We start from the raw sequence: 23,125 nt of genomic DNA, 5'->3' as shown, positions 1-23,125 counted from the left end.
GTTATAAATATGTGTAGATTATGCTAACTTCACCTCTATTCATCACCACTATTTATTAACACTTGGCGGAAATGGCTCAAATGGGCTGCTGAAAGGTGTCAGCTTTGCTTAAATTTGATCTGGATCACGCAATTACTACTCAGAAGTGAGTAACCTTGCTTACGCCACCTGGAGGTAACGCGTTAGAGTTAGATAACGCTATCGCTTAAGCTCTTTTAGTAAATCAGAGCGAAATGGACGTTAAGTAACCGTTTGATTTTCAGACTGTTATACAAACTTTCGTCAATCTGTCTATACTCTCGTATCGAGCAGATGATTTACTAAAAAAGTTTAACATTATCAGGAGAGCATTATGGCTGTTACTAATGTCGCTGAACTTAACGCACTCGTAGAGCGTGTGAAAAAAGCCCAGCGTGAATATGCCAGTTTCACTCAAGAACAGGTTGACAAAATCTTCCGCGCCGCCGCTCTGGCTGCCGCAGATGCTCGAATTCCCCTCGCTAAGATGGCCGTTGCCGAATCCGGCATGGGTATCATCGAAGATAAAGTGATTAAAAACCACTTCGCCTCCGAATACATCTATAACGCCTATAAAGATGAAAAAACCTGTGGTGTGCTGTCTGAAGACGACACCTTCGGAACTATCACCATTGCTGAACCGATTGGTATCATCTGCGGTATCGTACCGACCACTAACCCGACGTCTACTGCGATCTTTAAGTCTCTGATTAGCCTGAAGACGCGTAACGCAATCATCTTCTCTCCGCATCCGCGCGCCAAAGATGCAACGAACAAAGCGGCTGACATCGTTTTGCAGGCGGCTATCGCTGCGGGCGCGCCGAAAGACCTGATTGGCTGGATCGATCAACCTTCCGTTGAACTGTCTAACGCGCTGATGCACCACCCTGATATCAACCTGATCCTGGCGACAGGCGGTCCGGGCATGGTTAAAGCTGCATACAGTTCTGGTAAACCGGCTATCGGCGTTGGTGCAGGTAATACGCCGGTTGTTATCGACGAAACAGCAGATATCAAACGTGCGGTGGCTTCCGTACTGATGTCCAAAACTTTCGATAACGGCGTAATCTGTGCATCTGAGCAGTCCGTTGTTGTTGTTGACTCCGTTTATGACGCAGTTCGCGAACGTTTCGCCAGCCACGGCGGCTACCTGCTGCAAGGCAAAGAGCTGAAAGCCGTTCAGGACGTTATCCTGAAAAATGGCGCGCTGAACGCGGCTATCGTTGGTCAACCGGCATATAAAATTGCTGAACTGGCAGGCTTCACCGTACCAGAAACCACTAAGATTCTGATCGGCGAAGTAACGGCTGTTGATGATAGCGAACCGTTCGCTCACGAAAAACTGTCTCCGACGCTGGCAATGTATCGCGCTAAAGACTTCGAAGACGCTGTTGATAAAGCAGAAAAACTGGTTGCAATGGGCGGTATCGGTCATACCTCCTGTCTGTACACCGACCAGGACAACCAGCCAGAACGCGTTGCTTACTTCGGTCAGATGATGAAAACCGCGCGTATCCTGATTAACACCCCGGCTTCTCAGGGTGGTATCGGCGACCTGTATAACTTCAAACTCGCACCTTCCCTGACTCTGGGTTGTGGTTCCTGGGGTGGTAACTCCATCTCTGAAAACGTTGGTCCGAAACACCTGATCAACAAGAAAACCGTTGCTAAGCGAGCTGAAAACATGTTGTGGCACAAACTTCCGAAATCTATCTACTTCCGCCGTGGCTCTCTGCCAATCGCGCTGGATGAAGTGATTACTGATGGCCACAAACGTGCGCTCATCGTGACCGACCGTTTCCTGTTCAACAATGGCTATGCTGACCAGATCACCTCCGTGCTGAAAGCGGCTGGCGTTGAAACTGAAGTCTTCTTTGAAGTTGAAGCTGACCCGACGCTGACTATCGTTCGTAAAGGCGCAGAGCTGGCGAACTCCTTCAAACCAGACGTGATCATCGCGCTGGGCGGCGGCTCCCCGATGGATGCGGCGAAAATCATGTGGGTCATGTACGAACATCCTGAAACCCACTTCGAAGAACTGGCGCTGCGCTTTATGGACATCCGTAAACGTATCTACAAGTTCCCGAAAATGGGCGTGAAAGCGAAAATGGTCGCAATCACTACCACTTCCGGTACCGGTTCTGAAGTAACGCCGTTTGCTGTTGTTACCGACGATGCGACCGGTCAGAAATATCCGCTGGCAGACTATGCGCTGACGCCGGATATGGCGATTGTCGATGCGAACCTGGTTATGGACATGCCGAAGTCTCTGTGTGCTTTCGGTGGTCTGGATGCGGTCACTCACGCTCTGGAAGCCTACGTTTCCGTACTGGCATCTGAGTTCTCTGACGGTCAGGCTTTGCAGGCACTGAAACTGCTGAAAGAAAACCTGCCAGCGTCCTACCACGAAGGGTCTAAAAACCCGGTAGCGCGTGAACGCGTTCACAGTGCAGCGACTATCGCCGGTATCGCGTTTGCGAACGCCTTCCTGGGTGTGTGCCACTCTATGGCGCATAAACTGGGTTCTCAGTTCCACATTCCGCACGGTCTGGCAAACGCCCTGCTGATTTGTAACGTTATCCGTTACAACGCGAACGACAACCCGACCAAGCAGACTGCGTTCAGCCAGTATGACCGTCCGCAGGCTCGCCGTCGCTATGCAGAAATCGCCGACCATCTGGGTCTGAGCGCACCGGGCGACCGTACTGCCGCTAAGATCGAGAAACTGCTGGCATGGCTGGAAAGCGTGAAAGCGGAACTGGGTATTCCTAAGTCTATCCGTGAAGCTGGCGTGCAGGAAGCTGACTTCCTGGCTCATGTAGACAAGCTGTCTGAAGATGCATTCGATGACCAGTGCACCGGCGCTAACCCGCGTTACCCGCTGATCTCCGAGCTGAAACAGATTCTGCTGGATACCTACTACGGCCGTGAATTCACTGAAGGTGAAGTTGCTGCGAAGAAAGAAGCTGCCGCACCGAAAGCTGACAAGAAAGCGAAGAAATCTGCTTAATTCGTTAGCCCAGGCGACATTCTGAAAAAGCCCCCGTCTTCGGGGGCTTTTTTTTGCCTGATGGCGGCACAAGCGCCTTATCAGGCCTACAGGTTCTGCATAGCGTTGTAGGGGTTGCCTGATGGCGGCGCAAGCGCCTTATCCGGCCTACAGAACGCACGAATCACGCGTGGCGGTGTTTCTCCTGAATCGACGTCAGGGAGCCTTCGGCAAGGGCTTCTTTGTAATGCTTGCGGCATACGGAGACATAACGCTCGTTCCCACCAATCACAACCTGCTCCCCTTCATTATAAGGTCTGCCAGCCTGATCAAGACGCAATACCATGCTTGCCTTACGGCCACAAAAACAGATTGTCTTTAATTCGACGAGTTTATCTGACCACGCGAGTAAGTATTGGCTGCCGCCAAATAACTCGCCACGAAAATCAGTACGTAGCCCGTAACACAACACCGGAATATCCAGTTGGTCAACAACCTCAGATAATTCGTACACCTGCTGGCGAGTCAAAAACTGACACTCATCAACCAGAACGCAATGTATTGTCTGTTGCGCATTCTCGGTGCGAATCTCTTCAAACAACGATGAATTTTGGTTAAACAATTTTGCTGGCGAGGAGAGACCGATACGCGAACTGACTTTACCGGCGCCGAAGCGGTCATCAATTTCCGCTGTATATACAACGGTACGCATCCCGCGTTCCTGATAATTGTATGAAGATTGCAGCAATGCAGTCGACTTACCCGCATTCATTGCCGAATAGTAGAAATATAGCTGTGCCATTGGCAGCAGGCCCTCACCTGGCTGAAATAAAGATTGGGCGGGATTGTATCATAATTTACCGGCATGTCGGGGGCGCCTCGTCACGCCTCCAGTATAAAGAATTGAGCAAACATCGTTCGGTTATACACATTCCTTCACAAATTGTGCCTAAGATATTCATCAATGCTGCTTATCATCTCATCGCATAACCGGGCGCTCATACTTATTGTTACGCTTCCTCATAAATGTGGCAACGTATTAGGACTTTCCCGTAAGGGAAACTAATACAAAAGGTTGAAATTACTGCAATGACAGCCTATTCCACCCTGATAAAATGTGACTAAAATCCTGGAATTTTAACGTTATGCCATGAGTAACCTCGTTGCCAATAAGCTCTTTTTTGTGCGGTTCTTCAAGAAAAATTTAAGATGGGATAATTAATATCTGTACTTAATAAAGAGCAATTTTGAATTCCTTACATTCCAGGCTATTGCACATCTGAATTTATCGCTCTATTATTAGCTCAACAAACCACCCCCAATATAAGTTTGAGATTACTACAATGAGCGAAGCACTTAAAATTCTGAACAACATCCGTACTCTTCGTGCACAGGCAAGAGAATGTACCCTGGAAACGCTTGAAGAAATGCTGGAAAAATTAGAAGTTGTTGTTAACGAGCGTCGCGAAGAAGAAAGCGCCGCAGCAGCTGAAGTTGAAGAGCGTACCCGTAAACTGCAACAATATCGTGAAATGCTGATTGCCGACGGTATTGATCCGAACGAACTGCTGAATAGCATGGCTGCCGTTAAATCTGGCACTAAAGCTAAACGCGCTGCTCGTCCGGCTAAATATAGCTACGTTGATGAAAACGGTGAAACGAAAACCTGGACTGGCCAGGGTCGTACACCGGCAGTGATCAAAAAAGCGATGGAAGAACAAGGTAAACAACTGGACGATTTCCTGATCAAGGGATAATTCGGAATATGTTTGCTTAAAATCCCGCCAGTGGCGGGATTTTTTTTGCCCTTCCCCCATACCTCGTCTGTTCAGGGCAAAAAAAACGGCGCTGTTAAACAGCGCCGCGCCTTTCAGATTATACCGCTTACTTCTTAATACCCAGCTCGTCTTCAAGCCATGCTTTAAATTCAGCGCCCAGAGAATTATGACGGATGCCATATTCAACGAACGCCTGCATGTAACCTAATTTATTACCGCAGTCGTGGCTTTTGCCCTTCATATGGTAGGCTTCGACCGTTTCTTTTTCGATCAGCATATCAATCGCGTCGGTCAACTGAATTTCGTCGCCCGCTCCCGGAGGGGTTTTCGCCAGCAGAGGCCAGATGTCCGCGCTCAGGACATAACGGCCAACTACCGCGAGATTAGACGGCGCGACATCCGCTTTCGGCTTCTCTACAACGCCAACCATCGGCACGCTTTCGCCCGGTGCCAGCGCCGCGCCTTTGCAATCAACAACGCCGTACGCGGTAACATCTTCAACAGGCTCAACCATAATCTGGCTACAGCCGGTTTCGTCAAAACGACGAATCATTTCAGCAAGGTTATCCTGAGACAGATCGGATTCGTATTCATCCAGAATAACGTCCGGCAGAATCACCGCGACGGGCTCATTACCAACAACAGGATGCGCGCACAATACGGCATGACCCAGGCCTTTCGCCAGCCCCTGACGCACCTGCATAATCGTTACGTGCGGAGGGCAAATAGATTGCACCTCTTCCAGCAGCTGACGCTTAACACGTTTTTCCAGCATAGCTTCCAGCTCGAAGCTGGTATCGAAATGGTTTTCGATCGAGTTTTTGGAAGAGTGCGTCACCAGTACAATTTCAGTGATGCCCGCAGCAATACATTCATTCACGACATACTGAATTAATGGCTTATCAACCAGCGGCAGCATCTCTTTCGGGATCGCTTTCGTCGCCGGTAACATCCTGGTTCCTAATCCCGCGACCGGGATAACGGCTTTTTTGACTTTCGAATTTAGGGCAGCCATTTAAAAATCTCCTGGACTGTTCATGTATTGAACGTGTTCATCAATCTGTATCGCATCCGAGTATATCAGCACTGGTACAAGCCTCAGTTCCGAAAAGGACGCGTGTTAGTATAATTAAGACAAATACGTATAATCTGGCGCTGATAGTAGCACCCACAGAGAAAGGCGGGTAAATCAATTTCACTTTGCCTTTTCATTTGCTCATTCCGCAGACAACATAAGACGCAAACGCCCACCCGCGCCCCAAATTTGGCACTGCCATGACTCACAGCGTTGGCTTAATTGGTTCAGGTAGGTATTGCCCAATGTGCCCAGCGGAACGCCATTACTGATCTGTACCTGGTGAGAACCGGTATTTAACGTCGCATTCAGGCCTGCTGAAACCAGTATCAAATTTTTAAGACCGCTGTGGTAATAACCCACTAATAGCGGAAACTGTCCCGGCAAATTCGCCTGCCGAAGCAGATGATTGACCTGTTTCAATAACGCCCCCAGTTCCGGCAGACGCTGATTCTGATGAGTGAGCTGTTCCTGCAATAAGCCATTAAATAGCGCCCGCAGTAATAACGCGGCCAGTACGCCATTATCCCCTGCCCGCGTCACGTCGAGGCAATAAAAAGCGAGATCGTTATCAGACAGCGGCGCAATATCCAGCACCAGACCGGGTTTGTCTGCCGCAACAAGTTGGCGGTAATTGATTCGGCAATGCGAGATAACCTGCTGAACCGGAGGTTGCAACTCCTGCAACAGCTTTGCTGCCGCCACCGGGTTATCAACCATCGCATCCCAATCCCGAAACAGGCGTTCTTCTTCTTCAACCCGAGAGTTAAACATATTGGGATAGAGGCAGGCGAAGACGGTTTCCCGCAGACGATTGAGATCTTTCACTGGCTTTAGCAGGACGTCCTCAACGCCCAGTCGCAGCGCTTTGGCGATATCTGCCATATTTTCTGTCGCCGAGATAACCAGAATGGGGGTCTGATCGCCCCGATTACGTAAATGCTCTACCAGTTTGAGACCGTTCATCCTTGGCATCGCAAGATCGCAGATCATCAGATCAGGCGTAAAACTTCCCAGTAACTCCAGGGCGTCAAGACCATCGCCCGCCAGTGCCGTTGTCGCTCCCAAAGAGGAAAACCACGAATCCAGAAGCGAGCGAAATACAGGCTCGTCCTCCACAATAAGAATCTGTTTTCCGACCAATGGCTGCGTCATGTTTTCTCCCCTGACTGGCTTTAGTAAATAGTGGCATGCTATTGCCGCTCGCGCCTGTCAGAATTTGCTTAAGTGTGTATAAAAGGTGCGTTAAACGTCGGTACGCACCAAAGGCAAAAGTTCGTCCATCTTTTTCTCTACCGCCAGTTGTCCCGCAGCAATAGCGGCACTGGCACGGTGGAAGTCCAACGTGGATATTTGCGGACAGAACGGTTGAATCAGAATATCCGGCGGGTCGCCTGCCATTCGGTTGCGTTTAAGGCGGTTTTCCAGCACCTGAATGGACGTTGTCATAATCTCCATCGCCGTTGGCGCGGTGACCGCACGGCGTGAAGTCATGCTGCTGAGGCGCTCTTTCAAACGCGCATGCCAGGAGAGCGAATCATCACTCTCGTCGTTATCATTGCTGACATTCAAAGACAGAAGATCTTGCTGCATGAGGTGCGCATCGTGCTGAAGATCGACCGCAATAACAATATCGGCGCCCATCGCACGCGTCAGAGAGACAGGAACAGGGTTAACGACGGCGCCATCCACCAGCCAGTAGCCGTTATGCGCCACCGGAGACATCAGGCCAGGCATACTGCAAGACGCGCGAACCGCAAGGTGCAGGTCGCCTTCGGTAAACCACAATTCTCGCCCTGTACTCAGGTTGGTCGCCACCGTACCAAAACGTCGGGTGCATTGTTCAAAATCCAGTACCGGCATAACATTCCGGTACTGATTGAAAACGCGCTCGCCGCGCAATAACCCTCCTCTGCGCCAGGAGAGATCCATCAGGCGCAGGACATCCCAGTAGCTGAACGAACACACCCACTGTTCAAGCGCGGGCAGCTTATTGCAGGCGTATGCGGCGCCAACCAGCGAACCAATTGAACATCCCGCCACGATATCGATATCAATGCCCATGTGTTTCAGGGCTTTGATGACACCAATATGCGACCATCCTCTTGCGGCGCCGGAACCTAGCGCCAGCCCTATTTTAATTTTTCTCATCGTACGTAAAAACTTCCCCTGGCTTCCAGACGTAGCAACATCGTCACCACTCGGTTAACATAGCGCTACCCTGGCGTTTGTACGCCGTTTTTTTTATCCAGGGAGATGATTGTGTCTCAGCTTTGTCCCTGCGGTAGCGCTGTCGAGTATAGCCTATGTTGCGGCCCTATTGTGTCCGGTGAGCGAGTTGCACCCGATCCGTCACATCTCATGCGTTCTCGCTACTGCGCTTTTGTGATGAAAGACGCAAATTACCTGATTAGAACCTGGCACCCCGCGTGTGGTGCAACCGCCTTTCGGGACGATATTGTCGCGGGGTTCGCCCATACTGAGTGGCTTGGGTTGACCATTTTTGAAGAGAGCGGGTCAGACGCGGAAAACACAGGGTATGTTAGTTTTGTGGCCCGTTTTATCGAACAGGGAATACCCGGCGCGATTATTGAACGTTCGCGTTTCTTAAAAGAAAACGGTCAGTGGTACTATATTGACGGTACGCGCCCCCAGTTTGGTCGAAACGATCCCTGCCCCTGCGGGTCCGGCAAAAAATTTAAAAAGTGCTGCGGCTAAAACGCCTGACAGTGCTGATACAGCAAACACATTAAACAGGATTTACCCGGTAATGCATTCACTACAACGAAAAGTTCTGCGCACTATCTGCCCCGATCAGAAGGGCCTCATCGCGCGTATTACAAATATCTGCTACAAGCACGAACTCAATATCGTGCAAAACAACGAATTTGTTGACCACCGGACCGGGCGCTTCTTTATGCGCACAGAGCTGGAAGGCATTTTTAATGATGTCACGCTGCTTGCCGATCTCGACAGCGCATTACCGGAAGGTTCGGTACGCGAGTTAAATCCTGCCGGGCGTCGCCGCGTCGTTATTCTGGTCACCAAAGAAGCGCATTGTCTGGGCGATCTGTTAATGAAAGCCAACTATGGCGGGCTCGACGTTGAGATTTCCGCCGTAATCGGCAACCACGAAACCCTGCGACCTCTGGTTGAACGTTTTGATATTCCTTTCGAGCTGGTCAGCCACGAAGGGTTAACGCGCGATGAGCACGATAAACAGATGGCGGACGCCATTGATGCGCACCAGCCTGATTATGTCGTGCTGGCTAAGTATATGCGCGTCCTGACGCCGGAATTCGTTTCCCGCTTCCCGAATAAGATTATCAATATTCACCATTCGTTCCTGCCGGCTTTTATTGGCGCGCGTCCTTACCATCAGGCTTATGAGCGTGGCGTGAAAATTATCGGCGCTACCGCGCACTACGTGAACGATAATCTGGACGAAGGCCCGATCATTATGCAGGACGTAATTCATGTCGATCACACCTATACGGCTGAGGATATGATGCGTGCAGGGCGTGATGTTGAAAAGAATGTGTTAAGCCGCGCATTGTATAAGGTGCTGGCCCAGCGTGTGTTTGTTTACGGGAATCGCACCATCATTCTGTAATCGTCAACGATATGAATTGATTAGCTTTACTCCGTTACGGATGAAAAGTACGCAAACAGTTCATTTTAAGCAAAGGAATGCTTTACAGCGGCGTGTCATTTGATATGATGCGCCCCGCTTCCCAACAGGAAGCAGGCCAGTACAAAGCATTACCCCGTGGTGGGGTTCCCGAGCGGCCAAAGGGAGCAGACTGTAAATCTGCCGTCATCGACTTCGAAGGTTCGAATCCTTCCCCCACCACCATCTCTTCGCAAGACCTCTACAATTTGAATTACCCTTGGTGGGGTTCCCGAGTGGCCAAAGGGAGCAGACTGTAAATCTGCCGTCATCGACTTCGAAGGTTCGAATCCTTCCCCCACCACCATTATTTCCTGAAAGCACACAAACTACTTTTAATAACCTTGCCCCATATTCTGCCCTCACGGGGAAGGATGAGAAGCTTCGACTAAGGTTCGATTCGAGCGGAAGCGAGAAAGCGTTGCCGAAGGCAACGACCCGAAGGGCGAGGCGCAACGCGCCGAGTAATCCTTCCCCCACCACCATTACTTATCTGTTGCACCCCAGCCAAATTAAATTCCTGTACTCCATATTTTGCCCGGTGGCACTCCGTTTACCGGGCCTACATGATTACATATGTCCGATCGTAGGCCGGATAAGGCGCAGCCGCCATCCGGCAGACAGGCATAAAAAAACCTGCCAAAGCAGGGTTTAGCAACGCGCCGAGTAATCCTTCCCCCACCACCATTATTTATCTGTTGCACCCCAGCCAAATTAAATTCCTGTGCTCCATGTTTTGCCCGGTGGCACTCCGTTTACCGGGCCTACATGATTACATATGTCCGATCGTAGGCCGGATAAGGCGCAGCCGCCATCCGGCAGACAGGCATAAAAAAACCCTGCCGAAGCAGGGTTTAGCCGCACGCAAAGCCGTATCAGCGACGGGCGCGCACGACCTGGTATTTACGCGTCAGGTACTCGACCGGCGCGCTCCAGATGTGAACCAGGCGCGAGAACGGGAACAGCAGGAACAACGTCATCCCCAGCACCAGGTGCAGGCGGAAAATGAACGCTACGCCCTCTAAATGCTCAGACGCGCCGCCGTGGAACGTCACCACAGATTGCGCCCATCCCACTAGTTTCATCATTTCGCTACCGTCCATGTGTTGCGCAGAGAACGGAATAGTCAGCAGTCCCAGCGCGCACTGAATCACCAGCAGAGAAAGGATCAAAATATCCGCTCCCGTGGTCGTTGCACGCACGCGTGGGCTGAACAGACGGCGTTTGAGCAGCAGTACGCCACCGACCAGCGTCATCACGCCACAGGCGCCACCGGCAATCATCGCCATTTTCTGCTTCACTTCAATCGGCAGGAACGCTTCGTACATCCAGTGCGGCGTCAGCATCCCCAGGAAGTGACCCGCGAAGATCCCCAGAATACCGAAGTGGAACAGGTTCGAAGCCAGGTTCATCCCTTTGCGATCCAGCATCTGGCTGGAAGCCGCACGCCAGGTGTACTGACCGTAGTCATAGCGCAGCCAACTGCCAATCAGGAACACTGACCCGGCAATGTACGGATAGATATCAAAGAAGAACATATTCAGGAAGTGCATTATTGCTGTCCTCCGGTGGTGATATTCAAATATTGCGGAGCGACAGCCCCGGCAAAACGACGCTGGTGAGCGGAAATCTCCGACTCGCCGCAACCCTGCTCAGCAAAGAATTTCACCTGTTCTTCTTCCCAGACGGCATCCAGTGCTTGCGGGGTATCGTCACGGACTTCATCCGCAATTTTCTCTGCCACTTTGTCGCTGTCGATAACGGTATTAGCCAGCTTCAGCAGCAGATCGAACAGCACCGCATAGCGACTTTCCCGCTGTTGCAGACGTGCGCCCAGCAACGCCAGAATCGGCGCGATGTCCTGCAAGCCGCCAAGCGCGTCGTTTTTCGGCAACTGCGCCAGATACTCCAGATACAGCGGCAGATGGTCAGGCAACTCACGACTGTCGAGTTGCAGGCCGTGCTGCTCGTACTGCGCCATCAAATCGACCATTGCCTGGCCGCGATCGCGGGATTCGCCATGAACATGCTCAAACAGCAACAGCGACGTGGCGCGACCGCGATCAAACAGTTCGCTGTAGCTTGCCTGTACATCCAGCATCTCCTGCGCAGTGAGATCGCGCAGGAAAACCGCCAGACTCTGGGCATCTTCTTTATCCAGGTTTTCGGATGACGCGAGTGCATCGAAAAGTTCCTGTTGATGCTGCCATAAGGCAGCATCCGGGTACTCGAGCAGACGCGAAACAATGACGAGTTCAATCATTGGTGCGGCTCCGTTTTGCTGCTCACATCGATGGCATCAATGCGGCGGCTGTTGAACAGGTTGAATTTGGTATCTGAACCGTGGCAACCATCGCCGAACGTAAAGCCGCAACCGCTTTTCTCCGGGAACGCCTCACGCGCCAGCTCACGATGGCTGCTAGGGATAACGAAACGATCTTCATAGTTCGCAATTGCCAGGTAACGGTACATTTCCTGCGCCTGCGCTTCGCTCAGACCCACCTCTTCCAGCGCGCGGGTATCCAGTTTACCGTCAACGGTTTCCGCACGTTTGTAGTGACGCATCGCCAGCATACGTTTCAGCGCCAGCAGTACCGGCTGGGTGTCGCCTGCGGTCAGCAGGTTCGCCAGGTACTGAACCGGGATACGCAGGCTTTCCACGTCCGGCAGGATGCCGTTGCTGCCCAGTTCGCCGGCGTCCGCCGCAGACTGAATCGGTGACAACGGCGGCACGTACCAGACCATCGGCAGCGTACGGTATTCCGGGTGCAGCGGCAGCGCCAGCTTCCAGTCCATCGCCATTTTGTAAACCGGGGACTGCTGCGCCGCATCGATAACGCTCTGCGGAACGCCGTCTTTCAGCGCTTGTTCAATGACCGCTGGATCGTTCGGATCGAGGAACACATCCAGTTGGCGTTGATACAGATCTTTCTCGTTCTCGGTGCTGGCTGCGCTTTCAATCGCATCGGCGTCATACAGCAGCACGCCAAGGTAACGGATACGACCCACGCAGGTTTCGGAACATACGGTCGGTTGACCCGCTTCAATACGCGGATAGCAGAAAATACACTTCTCGGACTTCCCGCTCTTCCAGTTGAAGTAGATCTTCTTGTACGGACAACCGGTGATGCACATACGCCAGCCGCGGCATTTGTCCTGGTCGATCAGCACAATGCCGTCCTCTTCACGCTTGTAGATGGCGCCGCTCGGGCAGGTCGCCACGCACGCCGGGTTGAGGCAGTGCTCACACAGGCGCGGCAGATACATCATGAAGGTGTTTTCGAACTGGCCGTACATCGCCTTCTGCATGTTTTCGAAGTTCTGGTCTTTGGCGCGTTTTTCAAATTCGCCGCCCAGAATTTCTTCCCAGTTCGGACCGCTGGTGATTTTGTTCATCCGCTGACCGGTGATCAGCGAGCGCGGGCGCGCAATCGGCTGATGCTTGCTTTCCGGCGCGGTATGCAGGTTCTGGTAGTCGTAATCAAACGGCTCGTAGTAATCATCAATGCCCGGCAGATGCGGGTTAGCGAAGATTTTACCCAGCAGCATCGCGCGGTTGCCCATGCGAGGTTGCAGTTTGCCGTTAATTTTACGGACCCAGCCGCCTTTCCATTTTTCCTGATTTTCCCAGTCGTTCGGGAAACCGACGCCAGGCTTACTTTCCACGTTATTGAACCAGGCGTATTCCATACCTTCACGGCTGGTCCAGACGTTTTTACAGGTCACTGAACAGGTGTGGCAGCCGATGCATTTATCGAGATTCAGCACCATGCCGACTTGTGAACGAATTTTCATTTTACGCTCTCCTGTACCTGGTCATTGCCTTCGCCATCCAACCAGTTAATGTTCTTCATCTTACGCACCACAACAAACTCATCGCGGTTTGAACCGACCGTACCGTAGTAGTTAAAGCCGTAGGCCAGCTGCGCATAGCCGCCGATCATGTGGGTCGGCTTCGGCGTGATACGGGTTACAGAGTTGTGAATACCGCCGCGCTGCTGGGTAATTTCTGAACCCGGCAGGTTAACGATACGTTCCTGCGCGTGGTACATCATGGTCATCCCGGCCGGAACACGCTGGCTTACCACCGCGCGTGCCGTCAGCGCACCGTTGCTGTTAAAGACCTCGATCCAGTCGTTATCTTCAATACCCAGATCTTTGGCATCGGTTTCGCTCATCCAGACAATCGGCCCACCGCGCGACAGCGTCAGCATCAGTAGGTTGTCGCTGTAGGTAGAGTGGATACCCCACTTCTGGTGCGGCGTCAGGAAGTTGAGCGCTTTTTCCGGGTTGCCGTTAGATTTCTCACCCATCACCGCTTTCACTGAACGCGTGTCGATCGGCGGACGGTAAACCAGCAGGCTTTCGCCAAAGTCACGCATCCACTGATGATCCTGATACAGGGACTGGCGGCCAGACAGCGTACGCCACGGAATCAGCTCGTGAACGTTGGTATAACCGGCGTTGTAAGAGACGTGTTCATCTTCCAGGCCAGACCAGGTCGGGCTGGAGATAATCTTACGCGGCTGCGCCTGAATATCGCGGAAGCGGATTTTCTCTTCTTCTTTATTGGTCGCCAGATGCGTATGGTCACGACCGGTGAACTCACTCAGCGCCGCCCAGGCTTTCACCGCTACGTGGCCGTTAGTTTCCGGCGCCAGCGTGAGGATCATCTCGGCGGCATCAATCGCGGTATTCAGCATCGGCTGGCCTTTTGCCGGGCCTTCAGCTTTGGTGTAATTGAGCTTGCGCAGCAAATCCATTTCGCTCTGAGTGTTCCAGGCTATGCCTTTGCCACCGTTGCCGATTTTCTCCATCAGCGGGCCGATAGAGGTAAAGCGCTCATACGTCGCCGGGTAGTCGCGTTCCACCGGAATAATGTGCGGCGCGGTTTTACCTGGGATCAGGTCGCATTCGCCTTTTTTCCAGTCTTTCACGTCCAGCGGCTGCGCCAGTTCGGCAGCGGAGTCGTGCTGAATAGGCAGCGTCACCACATCGGTTTCTTTGCCAAGGTGTCCCACGCAGACTTCAGAGAATTTCTTCGCGATGCCTTTATAGATTTCCCAGTCGCTTTTCGATTCCCAGGCCGGGTCAACGGCGGCAGACAACGGGTGAATAAACGGATGCATATCCGAGGTATTCATGTCGTCTTTTTCATACCAGGTCGCGGTCGGCAGCACGATGTCGGAGTACAGGCAGGTGCTCGACAGACGGAAGTCCAGCGTCACCACCAGGTCCAGCTTGCCGTCAAGACCGTTATCCTGCCATTCCACTTCTTCCGGCTTCACGCCGCCCTGCATACCCAGATCTTTGCCCTGAATACCGTTTTCCGTACCCAGCAGGTACTTCAGCATGTACTCATGCCCTTTACCGGATGAACCCAGCAGGTTCGAGCGCCAGATAAACAGGTTACGCGGGTGGTTTTTCCCGTTTTCCGGCTGTTCCGCCGCAAAACGAATCGAGCCTTCTTTCAGCGATTTAACGGTGTAATCCACCGCCGTCATCCCGGCTTTTTCCGCTTCACGCGCGATGTACAGCGGGTTGGTGCCCAACTGCGGCGCAGACGGCAGCCAGCCCATGCGTTCAGCACGCACGTTGAAGTCGATCAGATGACCGCTGTAACGGGATTTATCCGCCATCGGCGACAGCAGTTCCTGCGCGGTAACCGTCTCGTAGCGCCACTGGCTGGAGTGGTTATAGAAATAGGAGGTGCTGTTCATGTGACGCGCCGGACGCTGCCAGTCAAGAGCAAACGCCAGCGGCTGCCAGCCGGTCTGCGGACGCAGTTTTTCCTGGCCGACATAGTGCGCCCAGCCGCCGCCGCTCTGACCGATACAGCCGCAGAACACCAGCATGTTGATAAGCCCACGATAGTTCATATCGAGGTGATACCAGTGGTTCAGACCGGCGCCAACGATGATCATTGAACGACCATGCGTCTTATCGGCGTTATCCGCAAATTCACGAGCGATACGAGTGATTTGCGCACGCGGTACGCCGGTTATCTGCTCTGCCCACGCCGGAGTATAGGCTTTAATGTCGTCGTAGCTGGTTGCGCAGTTTTCGTCGTTCAGACCGCGTTCCAGGCCATAGTTCGCCATCGTCAGATCGTAAACGGTAGTCACCAGCGCGGTGGTTCCGTCCGCCAGTTGCAGGCGTTTCACCGGCAGCTTGTGCAACAGAACGTTTTGCAACTCGACTTTGTTGAAGTGTTCAGTGCCTTCACCGCCAAAGTACGGGAAGCCCACTTCTGCGATATCGTCCTGGCTACCCAGCAGGCTGAGTTGCAGTTCGGTTTCTTCGCCTGACGTACCGTCACGCTGTTCGAGGTTCCATTTGCCTTTCTCGCCCCAGCGGAAGCCAATAGAACCGTTCGGCGCAACCATATCGCCGCGGGTGTTGATGGCAACGGTTTTCCATTCCGGGTTGTTTTCCTGACCCAGCGCGTCAATAAGATCGGCGGCGCGCAGCATACGGCCAGCGGCATAGTAACCGTCGCGTTCTTCAAGCATCACCAGCATCGGCATGTCGGTATAGCGACGGACGTAATCGGTGAAATACTGGCTCGGGTTATCAAGGTGGAATTCACGCAGCATAACGTGGCCCATCGCCAGCGCCATCGCGGCGTCAGTCCCCTGCTTCGGCGCCAGCCACAGGTCGCACAGCTTGGCGATTTCAGCGTAGTCAGGCGTAACGGCAACCGTTTTGGTGCCTTTGTAACGCACTTCAGTAAAGAAGTGGGCATCCGGGGTACGGGTCTGCGGAACGTTAGAGCCCCAGGCGATGATGTAGCTGGAGTTGTACCAGTCAGCGGATTCCGGTACGTCCGTCTGCTCGCCCCAGGTCTGCGGAGACGCAGGCGGCAGATCGCAGTACCAGTCGTAGAAGCTCAGGCAAGTCCCGCCGATCAGAGACAGGTAACGAGCGCCGGATGCGTAAGAGACCATCGACATTGCCGGAATCGGCGAGAAGCCCGCCACGCGATCGGGACCGTAATTTTTGATGGTATAAACGTTGGATGCCGCAATCAGTTCGTTCACTTCCTGCCAGGAAGAACGAACGAAGCCACCACGACCACGCGCTTGTTTGAAGCTTTTTGCTTTATCGGCGTCTTCGATGATGGAAGCCCAGGCTTCTACCGGATCGCTGTGCAGTTTTTTCGCATCACGCCACATTTTCATCAGGCGCTTACGCATCAGCGGATATTTCAGGCGGTTTGCGCTGTAGAGATACCAGGAGTAGCTCGCGCCGCGCGGGCAGCCGCGAGGTTCATGGTTCGGCATATCCGGGCGGGTGCGCGGGTAGTCTGTCTGCTGGGTTTCCCAGGTGACCAGACCGTTTTTCACATAAATTTTCCAGCTGCAAGAGCCGGTACAGTTTACCCCGTGGGTTGAACGCACGACTTTGTCATGCTGCCAACGTTGGCGGTATCCATCCTCCCAGTCCCGGTTTGTTTCGAGAAGCTGGCCGTGCCCATCGGCAAAGGTTTCGCCCTTCTGTTTGAAGTAGCGAAACCGGTCCAGGAATTTACTCATCGGGTTTCTCCTGTTTGGAGCCTGACGGCTCTCTGATAAATCGACATTGCTGGATTGGCTGTGAAGGTAACGCTCTGAAAGGGCGTCAGAATTGATAACGATCAAGGCAGACGGGGATGAAAATCGGGGGTGTTTTTTGACATACCCCTTAAGGAGGATGATTTTTATTCATTCAACATGCTGATTAATATAAATATTTTCAAATTCATCCATTATGTAAATGTTAAATTCTTTATAAGTGGGTATTAAGGGGTATGCCCCCTGCAAGGCATAAATGAACGCTGTTCTGACAAACCGGCGCTATTTATTTATAAATAAGTATGTTGTAACTAAAAACAGGCAAAAAAAAGCGCGGTCTAACGCCGCGCAATGGATAATCAAACAATTACTTTTTTATTTTTTAGAATGACGTCCGTATACCGCCCAGGTGATGACTACGCAGGCGATATAGAAAATCAGGAACACTTTCATCGCATCGACCGGTGAGCCGGTTAATGCCAGAGATGTCCCGAATGCTTTCGGAATAAAGAAACCGCCGATTGCGCCAATCGCAGAGATAAAGCCCAATGCGGCTGCGGTATCGGTCGCAGCTTCACGCAGCGCTTTCTCTTCAGAGCCCCCTTCCGCTTTAACCCTGTCCATCGTCAGCTTGCGGAAAATAACGGAGATCATCTGGAAAGTAGACCCACTGCCCAACCCGGCAGTCAGGAACAGCGCCAGGAAGACAACGAAGAAGGCGATAAAGCTGCCGCCCTGGCCGTTAGAAGGCAAGGTCAGGAACAGTAAAGCGCTGAAAATCGCCATCAGCACAAAATTAACCAGCGTCACCCGCGTTCCGCCCAGACGGTCGGAAATTGCCCCGCCCGCAGAACGGGCCAGCGCGCCGATTAACGGGCCGAAGAAGGCATAATGCAGGATCTGTACTTCCGGGAACTGCGTTTTAGACAGCATCGCAAACCCGGCGGAGAAGCCGATGAATGAACCGAACGTCGCCAGATACAGCAGGCTCATCATCCACAGGTGCCCACGTTTAAGTACCGGCAACTGATCTTTCAGCGAAGCCTTCGAGGTCGCCAGCTCATTCATACCGAACCAGGCGGCCAGGGTGAAAATGGCCAGGAACGGCACCCAAATCCAGGCGGCGTTCGCCAGATACAGCTGCGAACCGTCCGGCTGTTCCACACCGTGACTGCCAAATACGGCAAAGACAGACAACGAGACCACCAGCGGCGCGACCAGCTGCATAACGCTCACGCCCATGTTGCCTAAACCGCCGTTCAGACCCAGCGCACCGCCCTGTTTCTGTTTTGGAAAGAAGAAGCTGATGTTAGCCATGCTGGAGGCAAAGTTCGCGCCGGCAAAACCGCACAGCAGAGAAATCAGAATAAAGGTGCTAAACGGCGTGGAGGTGTCCTGCACGGCAAAACCTAACCATACGCAAGGAATGACCAGAATCCCGGTGCTGAACGCCGTCCAGCGGCGGCCGCCAAACAGAGGAACCATAAAGGAGTACGGCACACGCAGTAATGCGCCAGAAACAGACGGCAAGGCGGTCAGCATGAACAGCTGATCGGTGGTGAAGTTAAAACCGACCTTCGGTAAATTCACCGCGACAGCGCTGAATAACATCCATACACAAAACGCCAGCAGCAAACAGGGGACGGAAATCCACAGGTTGCGGCTGGCAACACGATGACCACGCTGTTCCCAGAAAGCGGGATCTTCCGGCCGCCATTCTGTGATTACAGCTCCAGATGCCCTTTCGGGGGCAGATGAGTGACTCATAGACACCTCTGTTACTCGATTCGATGTCTGCCACATTAGGGTTTACAGCCGGGGGTAAGTTGATATAAATCAAAGGAAAAGCCGTCATTATTCGCGGCTAAAAATTATCATACCCCTTAGTGAGTAGGCTTTGTCGACAAAAAAGATGTGGTTTTTCACGGTGCTGTATAACCCTACCCCCCGGCTTCGCGATCCCCTCCCACCACCAGCAATTAAGAGGTAACTCGTTATAGGTATGGGTATACTCCAGGGTATGGCTGAGAATAACGTCACTGTCGAAACGCCCCTCGGTGAGCATCCCGGCAGAATCGTCATTCATTAAGGTTTCCTGAGCAGGAAGCCTGAAGGAAGAAGTCTACATGTTTAAACGTTGTCTCTCTCCACTCACGCTGGTCAACCAACTGGCGCTTATTGTTCTCCTGTCCACCGCTATCGGTGTGGCGGGCATGGCTATCTCTGGCTGGCTGGTTCAGGGCGTACAAGGCAGCGCCCATGCGATCAACAAGGCCGGTTCGCTGCGTATGCAGAGCTATCGCCTGCTGGCAGCAGTGCCGCTGAGCGCCCACGACCAAAAACTGCTGGATGAGATGAAACAGACGGCGTTCAGCCCTGAACTGACCCGCGCTGCGGAACGCGACGGGCAACAAGAGCAGCTTCGCGCGCTACAGGACTACTGGCATACGGAACTGGCGCCTGGGCTGCAACGCGCGCAGGACAGAAACGCCGTTGCCGGAGATGTTATGCGTTTTGTCTCCGGTCTGGATCGGTTAGTCACCGCCTTTGATCACACGACCGAGCTGCGCATTGAGCGCGTGGTGATGGTGCATCGGTTAATGGCCATCTTTATGGCGCTGCTGTTCGTCTTTACGATCATCTGGCTACGGGCGCGCCTGCTGCAACCGTGGAAACAACTGCTTTCGATGGCGCGAGCCGTCAGCCAGCGCGACTTCACCCAGCGGGCGCATATCAGCGGGCGCAATGAGATGGCGATGTTAGGCTCAGCGCTCAACAACATGTCGGAAGAGCTGGCCGAAAGTTACGCCGTACTGGAACAACGCGTGCAGGAAAAGACAGCCGGGCTGGAGCATAAAAATCAGATCCTCTCATTCCTGTGGCAGGCCAACCGCCGCCTGCATTCCCAGGTGCCGCTGTGCGAGCGCCTCTCCCCGGTGCTGAACGGCCTGCAAAACCTGACGCTGCTGCACGATATTGAACTGCGGGTTTATGACCTGGAAGATGAAGATAATCATCAGGAGTTCACCTGCCAGTCCGACAGCAGTTGTGATGACAAAGGGTGCCACCTCTGCCCGCGCGGCGCGCTGCCCGCGATCAACGGCGGCACCACGCTGAAATGGCGACTTACCGATGCCCATACGCAATACGGCATTCTGCTGGCGACGCTGCCGCACGGGCGCCATCTGAGTCACGATCAGCAGCAGATGATTGATACGCTGGTCGAGCAATTGACCGCTACGCTGGCGCTGGACAGAAATCAGGAACGCCAGCAACAGTTGATTGTGATGGAAGAGCGTGCCACCATTGCCCGCGAACTTCATGATTCTATTGCACAATCGCTCTCCTGCATGAAGATGCAGGTCAGCTGTCTGCAAATGCAGGGCGCGACGTTGCCGGAAAGCAGCCGCGAGTTGCTCAGCCAGATCCGCAACGAACTGAATACCTCCTGGGTACAGCTACGTGAACTGTTGACCACCTTCCGGTTACAGTTGACCGAACCCGGCCTGCGGCCTGCGCTGGAGGCGAGCTGTCAGGAATATAGCGCCCGATTTGGTTTTACGGTGAAGCTGGATTATCAGCTCCCGCCGCGACGGGTGCCGTCGCATCAGGCTATCCACCTGTTGCAAATTGCCCGCGAAGCGTTAAGTAACGCCCTCAAGCATTCCCATGCCGATGAGGTGGCCGTCGCCGTGGTGCAAAATGGCAATCAGGTCAAACTGACAGTAAAAGACAACGGCTGCGGCGTACCAGAAAACGCCGAGCGCAGTAACCATTATGGCATGATTATTATGCGTGACCGCGCGCAGAGCCTGCGTGGCGATTGTCGTGTACGCCGTCGTGAGACGGGCGGTACGGAAGTTGCTGTCACCTTTATTCCCGAAACAAACTTCACAGAAGTCCAAGGAGATACCCATGAGTAATCAGGAACCGGCTACCATCCTGCTGATCGACGATCATCCGATGTTACGGACCGGTGTTAAACAGCTTGTCAGCATGGCGCCCGATATTAGCGTGATCGGCGAAGCCAGTAATGGCGAGCAGGGTATTGAGCTGGCAGAGTCTCTTGATCCCGATCTGATCCTGCTGGATCTGAACATGCCGGGCATGAACGGTCTGGAAACCCTGGATAAGCTGCGTGAGAAATCACTGTCAGGCCGTATCGTGGTATTCAGCGTGTCCAATCATGAAGAAGACGTGGTGACGGCGCTGAAGCGCGGCGCAGACGGCTATCTGTTAAAAGATATGGAGCCGGAAGATCTGCTGAAAGCCTTACAGCAAGCGGCCGCTGGCGAAATGGTGCTGAGCGAAGCGTTAACGCCGGTTCTGGCCGCCAGCCTGCGGGCAAACCGCGCGACCTCTGACCGCGACGTGACCCAACTGACGCCGCGCGAACGCGATATCCTGAAGCTGATCGCCCAGGGACTGCCGAATAAAATGATCGCCCGCCGCCTGGATATCACCGAGAGTACGGTCAAAGTGCATGTGAAACATATGCTGAAGAAGATGAAGCTGAAGTCACGCGTCGAAGCGGCGGTATGGGTGCATCAGGAACGCATCTTCTGATTACTCCTCCGGGAGCAGCTTCCAGCGCGGATCGTTATCGGGCATCGCCATAAACGGTTCAGTCAGTGATAGCGTGATCTCATTGGAGGAGACACGCTGGCCCTGCTCATCTTCAACAACGACCGACAGCCGCCAGCGATTTGTCGCCCCTTCGCTGCTGTCCCAGGCAGGCATGATAATGGTCCAGCCCTCTGCGCTGTCCGCCTTCGCTCCTGCCGTCAGACTCAGCGCCTGCGTATCGCCCTGCCACGTCACATGACGAACGCCATGCCGACTGCGAATCTGCACCTTCAGCGGCACCGTCTCGCCAGGCTGGAGATCCCACGGCGGCGTCGCCAGAAAAACAGTGAGCGTTTTACGCTGACGATACTCCATCGTCGGGAGATTATTGCGCTGCGGGTTGTCATAGCGACTGCCGCGCAACGACTGACTCTCCGCCACCTCGCTGGCCGACAGCTGTTTGTTCAGCGGCACGCCGAAACGGTAATTCAGGTTCAACCCCAGATTATTCTGGCTCACCCCGCTCTCGCCCTGTTTATGTTGCGCCGTCACCGTCACCAACGGCACCGGCGTGTAATTAAGCCCCAGTTTTACCGCTACCGGATTATGGTATCCCGTGCCTGAGTCAAACAGATCCACCCGTTCGCCGAAATACTGTTCCACGCTGACGCTGGTGTTGAGGTGTTGATAAAACGGCATACGCATCTGCGCGGTAACATCGTAGCCGCGCGCCATACGCTGCTCTAAGGCGGTGGTCTGTTCATGCCAGGAAGCGAAAGGCTGGTAGTAATTGGCGGATAATCGCAGGTATTCGCCCCACGCTTCCGCGCCAAATCCCGCCCGTTGCAGATTTTCATCCAGCAGATTGTCATAAAAAGTGTTATACCCTAACAGCCAGCCGTCGCGTGCCCAACGTTGGCCGATGCCGACATTACTGACCAGGCCATCGTCCTGCTGAGTCAGCCCGAGTTGACTCCAGGTCAGATACCGCGTGTTGTCCTGCCAGGGAATAAACCAGCCTCCACGACTGCCGGTAAAGCTCCCTTCGTTATCAATCCTGAGATCGACACTCGCATTCCCCCAGGGCGAAAGCCAGGACTCCAGTTGATGATTAACCTGTTCACTCACGGCGTCCCGCACCTGGCCAAACGCAAACTGACGCGCCTGCTCGCCGGTATCCAGCCCATTGTCGGTCATGCTCGCTTCGCCAAAGGCTTTCACCATCTCAGCAAACTGTTTTTCACCTTCGTGTGACTCAGGCGTCATGCCCAAATCAGGTAAACCATCCTGGTTGTTATCGAAGGGATTTTCCGCCTGTTGAATAAACGAGGATTGCGCGCTGGCAGTACCGCCTGCCAGCAGCAAGAGTATGCAAAGGGAAAGAGGGCGATAAACAATACGGCTCAAATTGTCAGCTGCTTTTACATTAAACGAATGAAATCTCACACTTAACTAAAACCATAACGTTTCCATCCG

Annotated in this window: 16 protein-coding genes, 2 tRNA genes and 1 other RNA gene; 9 read left to right on the top strand and 10 right to left on the bottom strand. The window is 53.3% G+C overall.

Annotated elements, in window-relative coordinates:
• Positions 1-352 precede the first annotated feature (352 nt).
• Entirely contained in the window at positions 353-3,028 is a 2,676-nt protein-coding gene (adhE, locus tag FD428_RS10210) for a bifunctional acetaldehyde-CoA/alcohol dehydrogenase (protein WP_047463440.1), read from the top strand.
• A gap of 163 nt (positions 3,029-3,191) precedes the next feature.
• Here the strand turns inward: adhE and tdk are convergent, their stop codons facing one another.
• A complete protein-coding gene (tdk, locus tag FD428_RS10205) occupies positions 3,192-3,809 on the bottom strand; it encodes a thymidine kinase (protein WP_012132197.1) in 618 nt (205 codons plus the stop codon).
• 541 nt (positions 3,810-4,350) lie between these two features.
• On the opposite strand from tdk, the gene hns reads away from it, so the two are divergent.
• Positions 4,351-4,764 (top strand): histone-like nucleoid-structuring protein H-NS, encoded by a 414-nt coding sequence (gene hns / locus FD428_RS10200; RefSeq protein WP_012132196.1) that lies wholly within the window; start codon positions 4,351-4,353, stop codon positions 4,762-4,764.
• A 127-nt stretch (positions 4,765-4,891) separates the two neighbouring features.
• Here the strand turns inward: hns and galU are convergent, their stop codons facing one another.
• The 3 genes from galU to rssA form a co-directional block, all read right to left on the bottom strand.
• Positions 4,892-5,800 (bottom strand): UTP--glucose-1-phosphate uridylyltransferase GalU, encoded by a 909-nt coding sequence (gene galU, locus FD428_RS10195; RefSeq protein WP_012132194.1) that lies wholly within the window; start codon positions 5,798-5,800, stop codon positions 4,892-4,894.
• Between the two features lie 201 nt (positions 5,801-6,001).
• The gene (rssB, locus tag FD428_RS10190; RefSeq protein WP_114847856.1) at positions 6,002-7,015 is read right to left on the bottom strand and encodes a two-component system response regulator RssB; all 1,014 of its coding nucleotides are present in this window, start codon (positions 7,013-7,015) and stop codon (positions 6,002-6,004) included.
• Between the two features lie 90 nt (positions 7,016-7,105).
• Positions 7,106-8,011 (bottom strand): patatin-like phospholipase RssA, encoded by a 906-nt coding sequence (gene rssA / locus FD428_RS10185; RefSeq protein WP_012132192.1) that lies wholly within the window; start codon positions 8,009-8,011, stop codon positions 7,106-7,108.
• Positions 8,012-8,122: 111 nt separating this feature from the next.
• Here rssA and FD428_RS10180 point away from each other — a divergent pair, with 111 nt between their 5' ends.
• From FD428_RS10180 to FD428_RS10160, 5 genes are all read left to right on the top strand, one after another.
• Positions 8,123-8,578: a YchJ family protein gene (locus tag FD428_RS10180; protein ID WP_047464045.1), complete on the top strand. Its 456-nt coding sequence runs from the start codon at positions 8,123-8,125 to the stop codon at positions 8,576-8,578.
• Positions 8,579-8,630: 52 nt separating this feature from the next.
• The gene (gene purU / locus FD428_RS10175; protein WP_049011367.1) at positions 8,631-9,473 is read left to right on the top strand and encodes a formyltetrahydrofolate deformylase; all 843 of its coding nucleotides are present in this window, start codon (positions 8,631-8,633) and stop codon (positions 9,471-9,473) included.
• Positions 9,474-9,631: 158 nt separating this feature from the next.
• A tRNA-Tyr gene (locus FD428_RS10170) sits at positions 9,632-9,716 on the top strand.
• 36 nt (positions 9,717-9,752) lie between these two features.
• A tRNA-Tyr gene (locus tag FD428_RS10165) sits at positions 9,753-9,837 on the top strand.
• A gap of 46 nt (positions 9,838-9,883) precedes the next feature.
• A non-coding RNA gene (locus FD428_RS10160) (RtT sRNA) lies at positions 9,884-10,015 on the top strand.
• Between the two features lie 390 nt (positions 10,016-10,405).
• Here FD428_RS10160 and narI read toward each other — a convergent pair.
• The 5 genes from narI to FD428_RS10135 all read right to left on the bottom strand — a co-directional run bounded on the left by narI (position 10,406) and on the right by FD428_RS10135 (position 18,850).
• Positions 10,406-11,083, bottom strand: a complete 678-nt coding sequence (gene narI / locus FD428_RS10155) for a respiratory nitrate reductase subunit gamma (protein WP_012132187.1) — start codon at positions 11,081-11,083, stop codon at positions 10,406-10,408.
• Positions 11,083-11,793, bottom strand: a complete 711-nt coding sequence (narJ, locus tag FD428_RS10150; RefSeq protein WP_012132186.1) for a nitrate reductase molybdenum cofactor assembly chaperone — start codon at positions 11,791-11,793, stop codon at positions 11,083-11,085. Before narJ ends, narI begins: the two co-directional genes overlap by 1 nt.
• Positions 11,790-13,325, bottom strand: a complete 1,536-nt coding sequence (narH, locus tag FD428_RS10145; RefSeq protein ID WP_012132185.1) for a nitrate reductase subunit beta — start codon at positions 13,323-13,325, stop codon at positions 11,790-11,792. Before narH ends, narJ begins: the two co-directional genes overlap by 4 nt.
• Positions 13,322-17,065, bottom strand: coding sequence for a nitrate reductase subunit alpha (locus FD428_RS10140; RefSeq protein WP_012132184.1), 3,744 nt, complete (start codon positions 17,063-17,065; stop codon positions 13,322-13,324). Before FD428_RS10140 ends, narH begins: the two co-directional genes overlap by 4 nt.
• 393 nt (positions 17,066-17,458) lie before the next feature.
• Complete coding sequence (locus FD428_RS10135) at positions 17,459-18,850, bottom strand: NarK family nitrate/nitrite MFS transporter (protein WP_024130296.1); 1,392 nt, start codon at positions 18,848-18,850, stop codon at positions 17,459-17,461.
• Between the two features lie 359 nt (positions 18,851-19,209).
• Here FD428_RS10135 and narX point away from each other — a divergent pair, with 359 nt between their 5' ends.
• Both narX and narL read left to right on the top strand, forming a co-directional pair.
• Complete coding sequence (gene narX / locus FD428_RS10130; RefSeq protein ID WP_114847855.1) at positions 19,210-21,006, top strand: nitrate/nitrite two-component system sensor histidine kinase NarX; 1,797 nt, start codon at positions 19,210-19,212, stop codon at positions 21,004-21,006.
• Complete coding sequence (gene narL / locus FD428_RS10125) at positions 20,999-21,649, top strand: two-component system response regulator NarL (RefSeq protein ID WP_012132179.1); 651 nt, start codon at positions 20,999-21,001, stop codon at positions 21,647-21,649. The genes narX and narL overlap by 8 nt, the downstream gene beginning before the upstream one ends.
• On the opposite strand, the gene FD428_RS10120 is transcribed toward narL, so the two are convergent.
• Positions 21,650-23,056, bottom strand: coding sequence for a YchO/YchP family invasin (locus FD428_RS10120; protein WP_024130295.1), 1,407 nt, complete (start codon positions 23,054-23,056; stop codon positions 21,650-21,652). It lies immediately after the preceding gene.
• Positions 23,057-23,125: the final 69 nt, after the last annotated feature.

This window comes from Citrobacter sp. TBCP-5362 (genome assembly GCF_005406305.1).
Lineage (GTDB): Bacteria > Pseudomonadota > Gammaproteobacteria > Enterobacterales > Enterobacteriaceae > Citrobacter_B > Citrobacter_B koseri.
The sequence above is the reverse complement of the archived record's forward strand: the minus strand, read 5'-3'. Positions and strand labels throughout refer to the sequence as shown.

Coding starts and splice junctions, on each gene's coding strand:
- galU (WP_012132194.1), bottom strand. CDS start 5,800: ATGGCTGCCCTAAATTCGAAAGTCAAAAAAGCCGTTATCCCGGTCGCG.
- narL (WP_012132179.1), top strand. CDS start 20,999: ATGAGTAATCAGGAACCGGCTACCATCCTGCTGATCGACGATCATCCG.
- narJ (WP_012132186.1), bottom strand. CDS start 11,793: ATGATTGAACTCGTCATTGTTTCGCGTCTGCTCGAGTACCCGGATGCT.
- FD428_RS10135 (WP_024130296.1), bottom strand. CDS start 18,850: ATGAGTCACTCATCTGCCCCCGAAAGGGCATCTGGAGCTGTAATCACA.
- narH (WP_012132185.1), bottom strand. CDS start 13,325: ATGAAAATTCGTTCACAAGTCGGCATGGTGCTGAATCTCGATAAATGC.
- narI (WP_012132187.1), bottom strand. CDS start 11,083: ATGCACTTCCTGAATATGTTCTTCTTTGATATCTATCCGTACATTGCC.
- FD428_RS10140 (WP_012132184.1), bottom strand. CDS start 17,065: ATGAGTAAATTCCTGGACCGGTTTCGCTACTTCAAACAGAAGGGCGAA.
- rssB (WP_114847856.1), bottom strand. CDS start 7,015: ATGACGCAGCCATTGGTCGGAAAACAGATTCTTATTGTGGAGGACGAG.
- hns (WP_012132196.1), top strand. CDS start 4,351: ATGAGCGAAGCACTTAAAATTCTGAACAACATCCGTACTCTTCGTGCA.
- narX (WP_114847855.1), top strand. CDS start 19,210: ATGTTTAAACGTTGTCTCTCTCCACTCACGCTGGTCAACCAACTGGCG.
- tdk (WP_012132197.1), bottom strand. CDS start 3,809: ATGGCACAGCTATATTTCTACTATTCGGCAATGAATGCGGGTAAGTCG.
- purU (WP_049011367.1), top strand. CDS start 8,631: ATGCATTCACTACAACGAAAAGTTCTGCGCACTATCTGCCCCGATCAG.
- rssA (WP_012132192.1), bottom strand. CDS start 8,011: ATGAGAAAAATTAAAATAGGGCTGGCGCTAGGTTCCGGCGCCGCAAGA.
- adhE (WP_047463440.1), top strand. CDS start 353: ATGGCTGTTACTAATGTCGCTGAACTTAACGCACTCGTAGAGCGTGTG.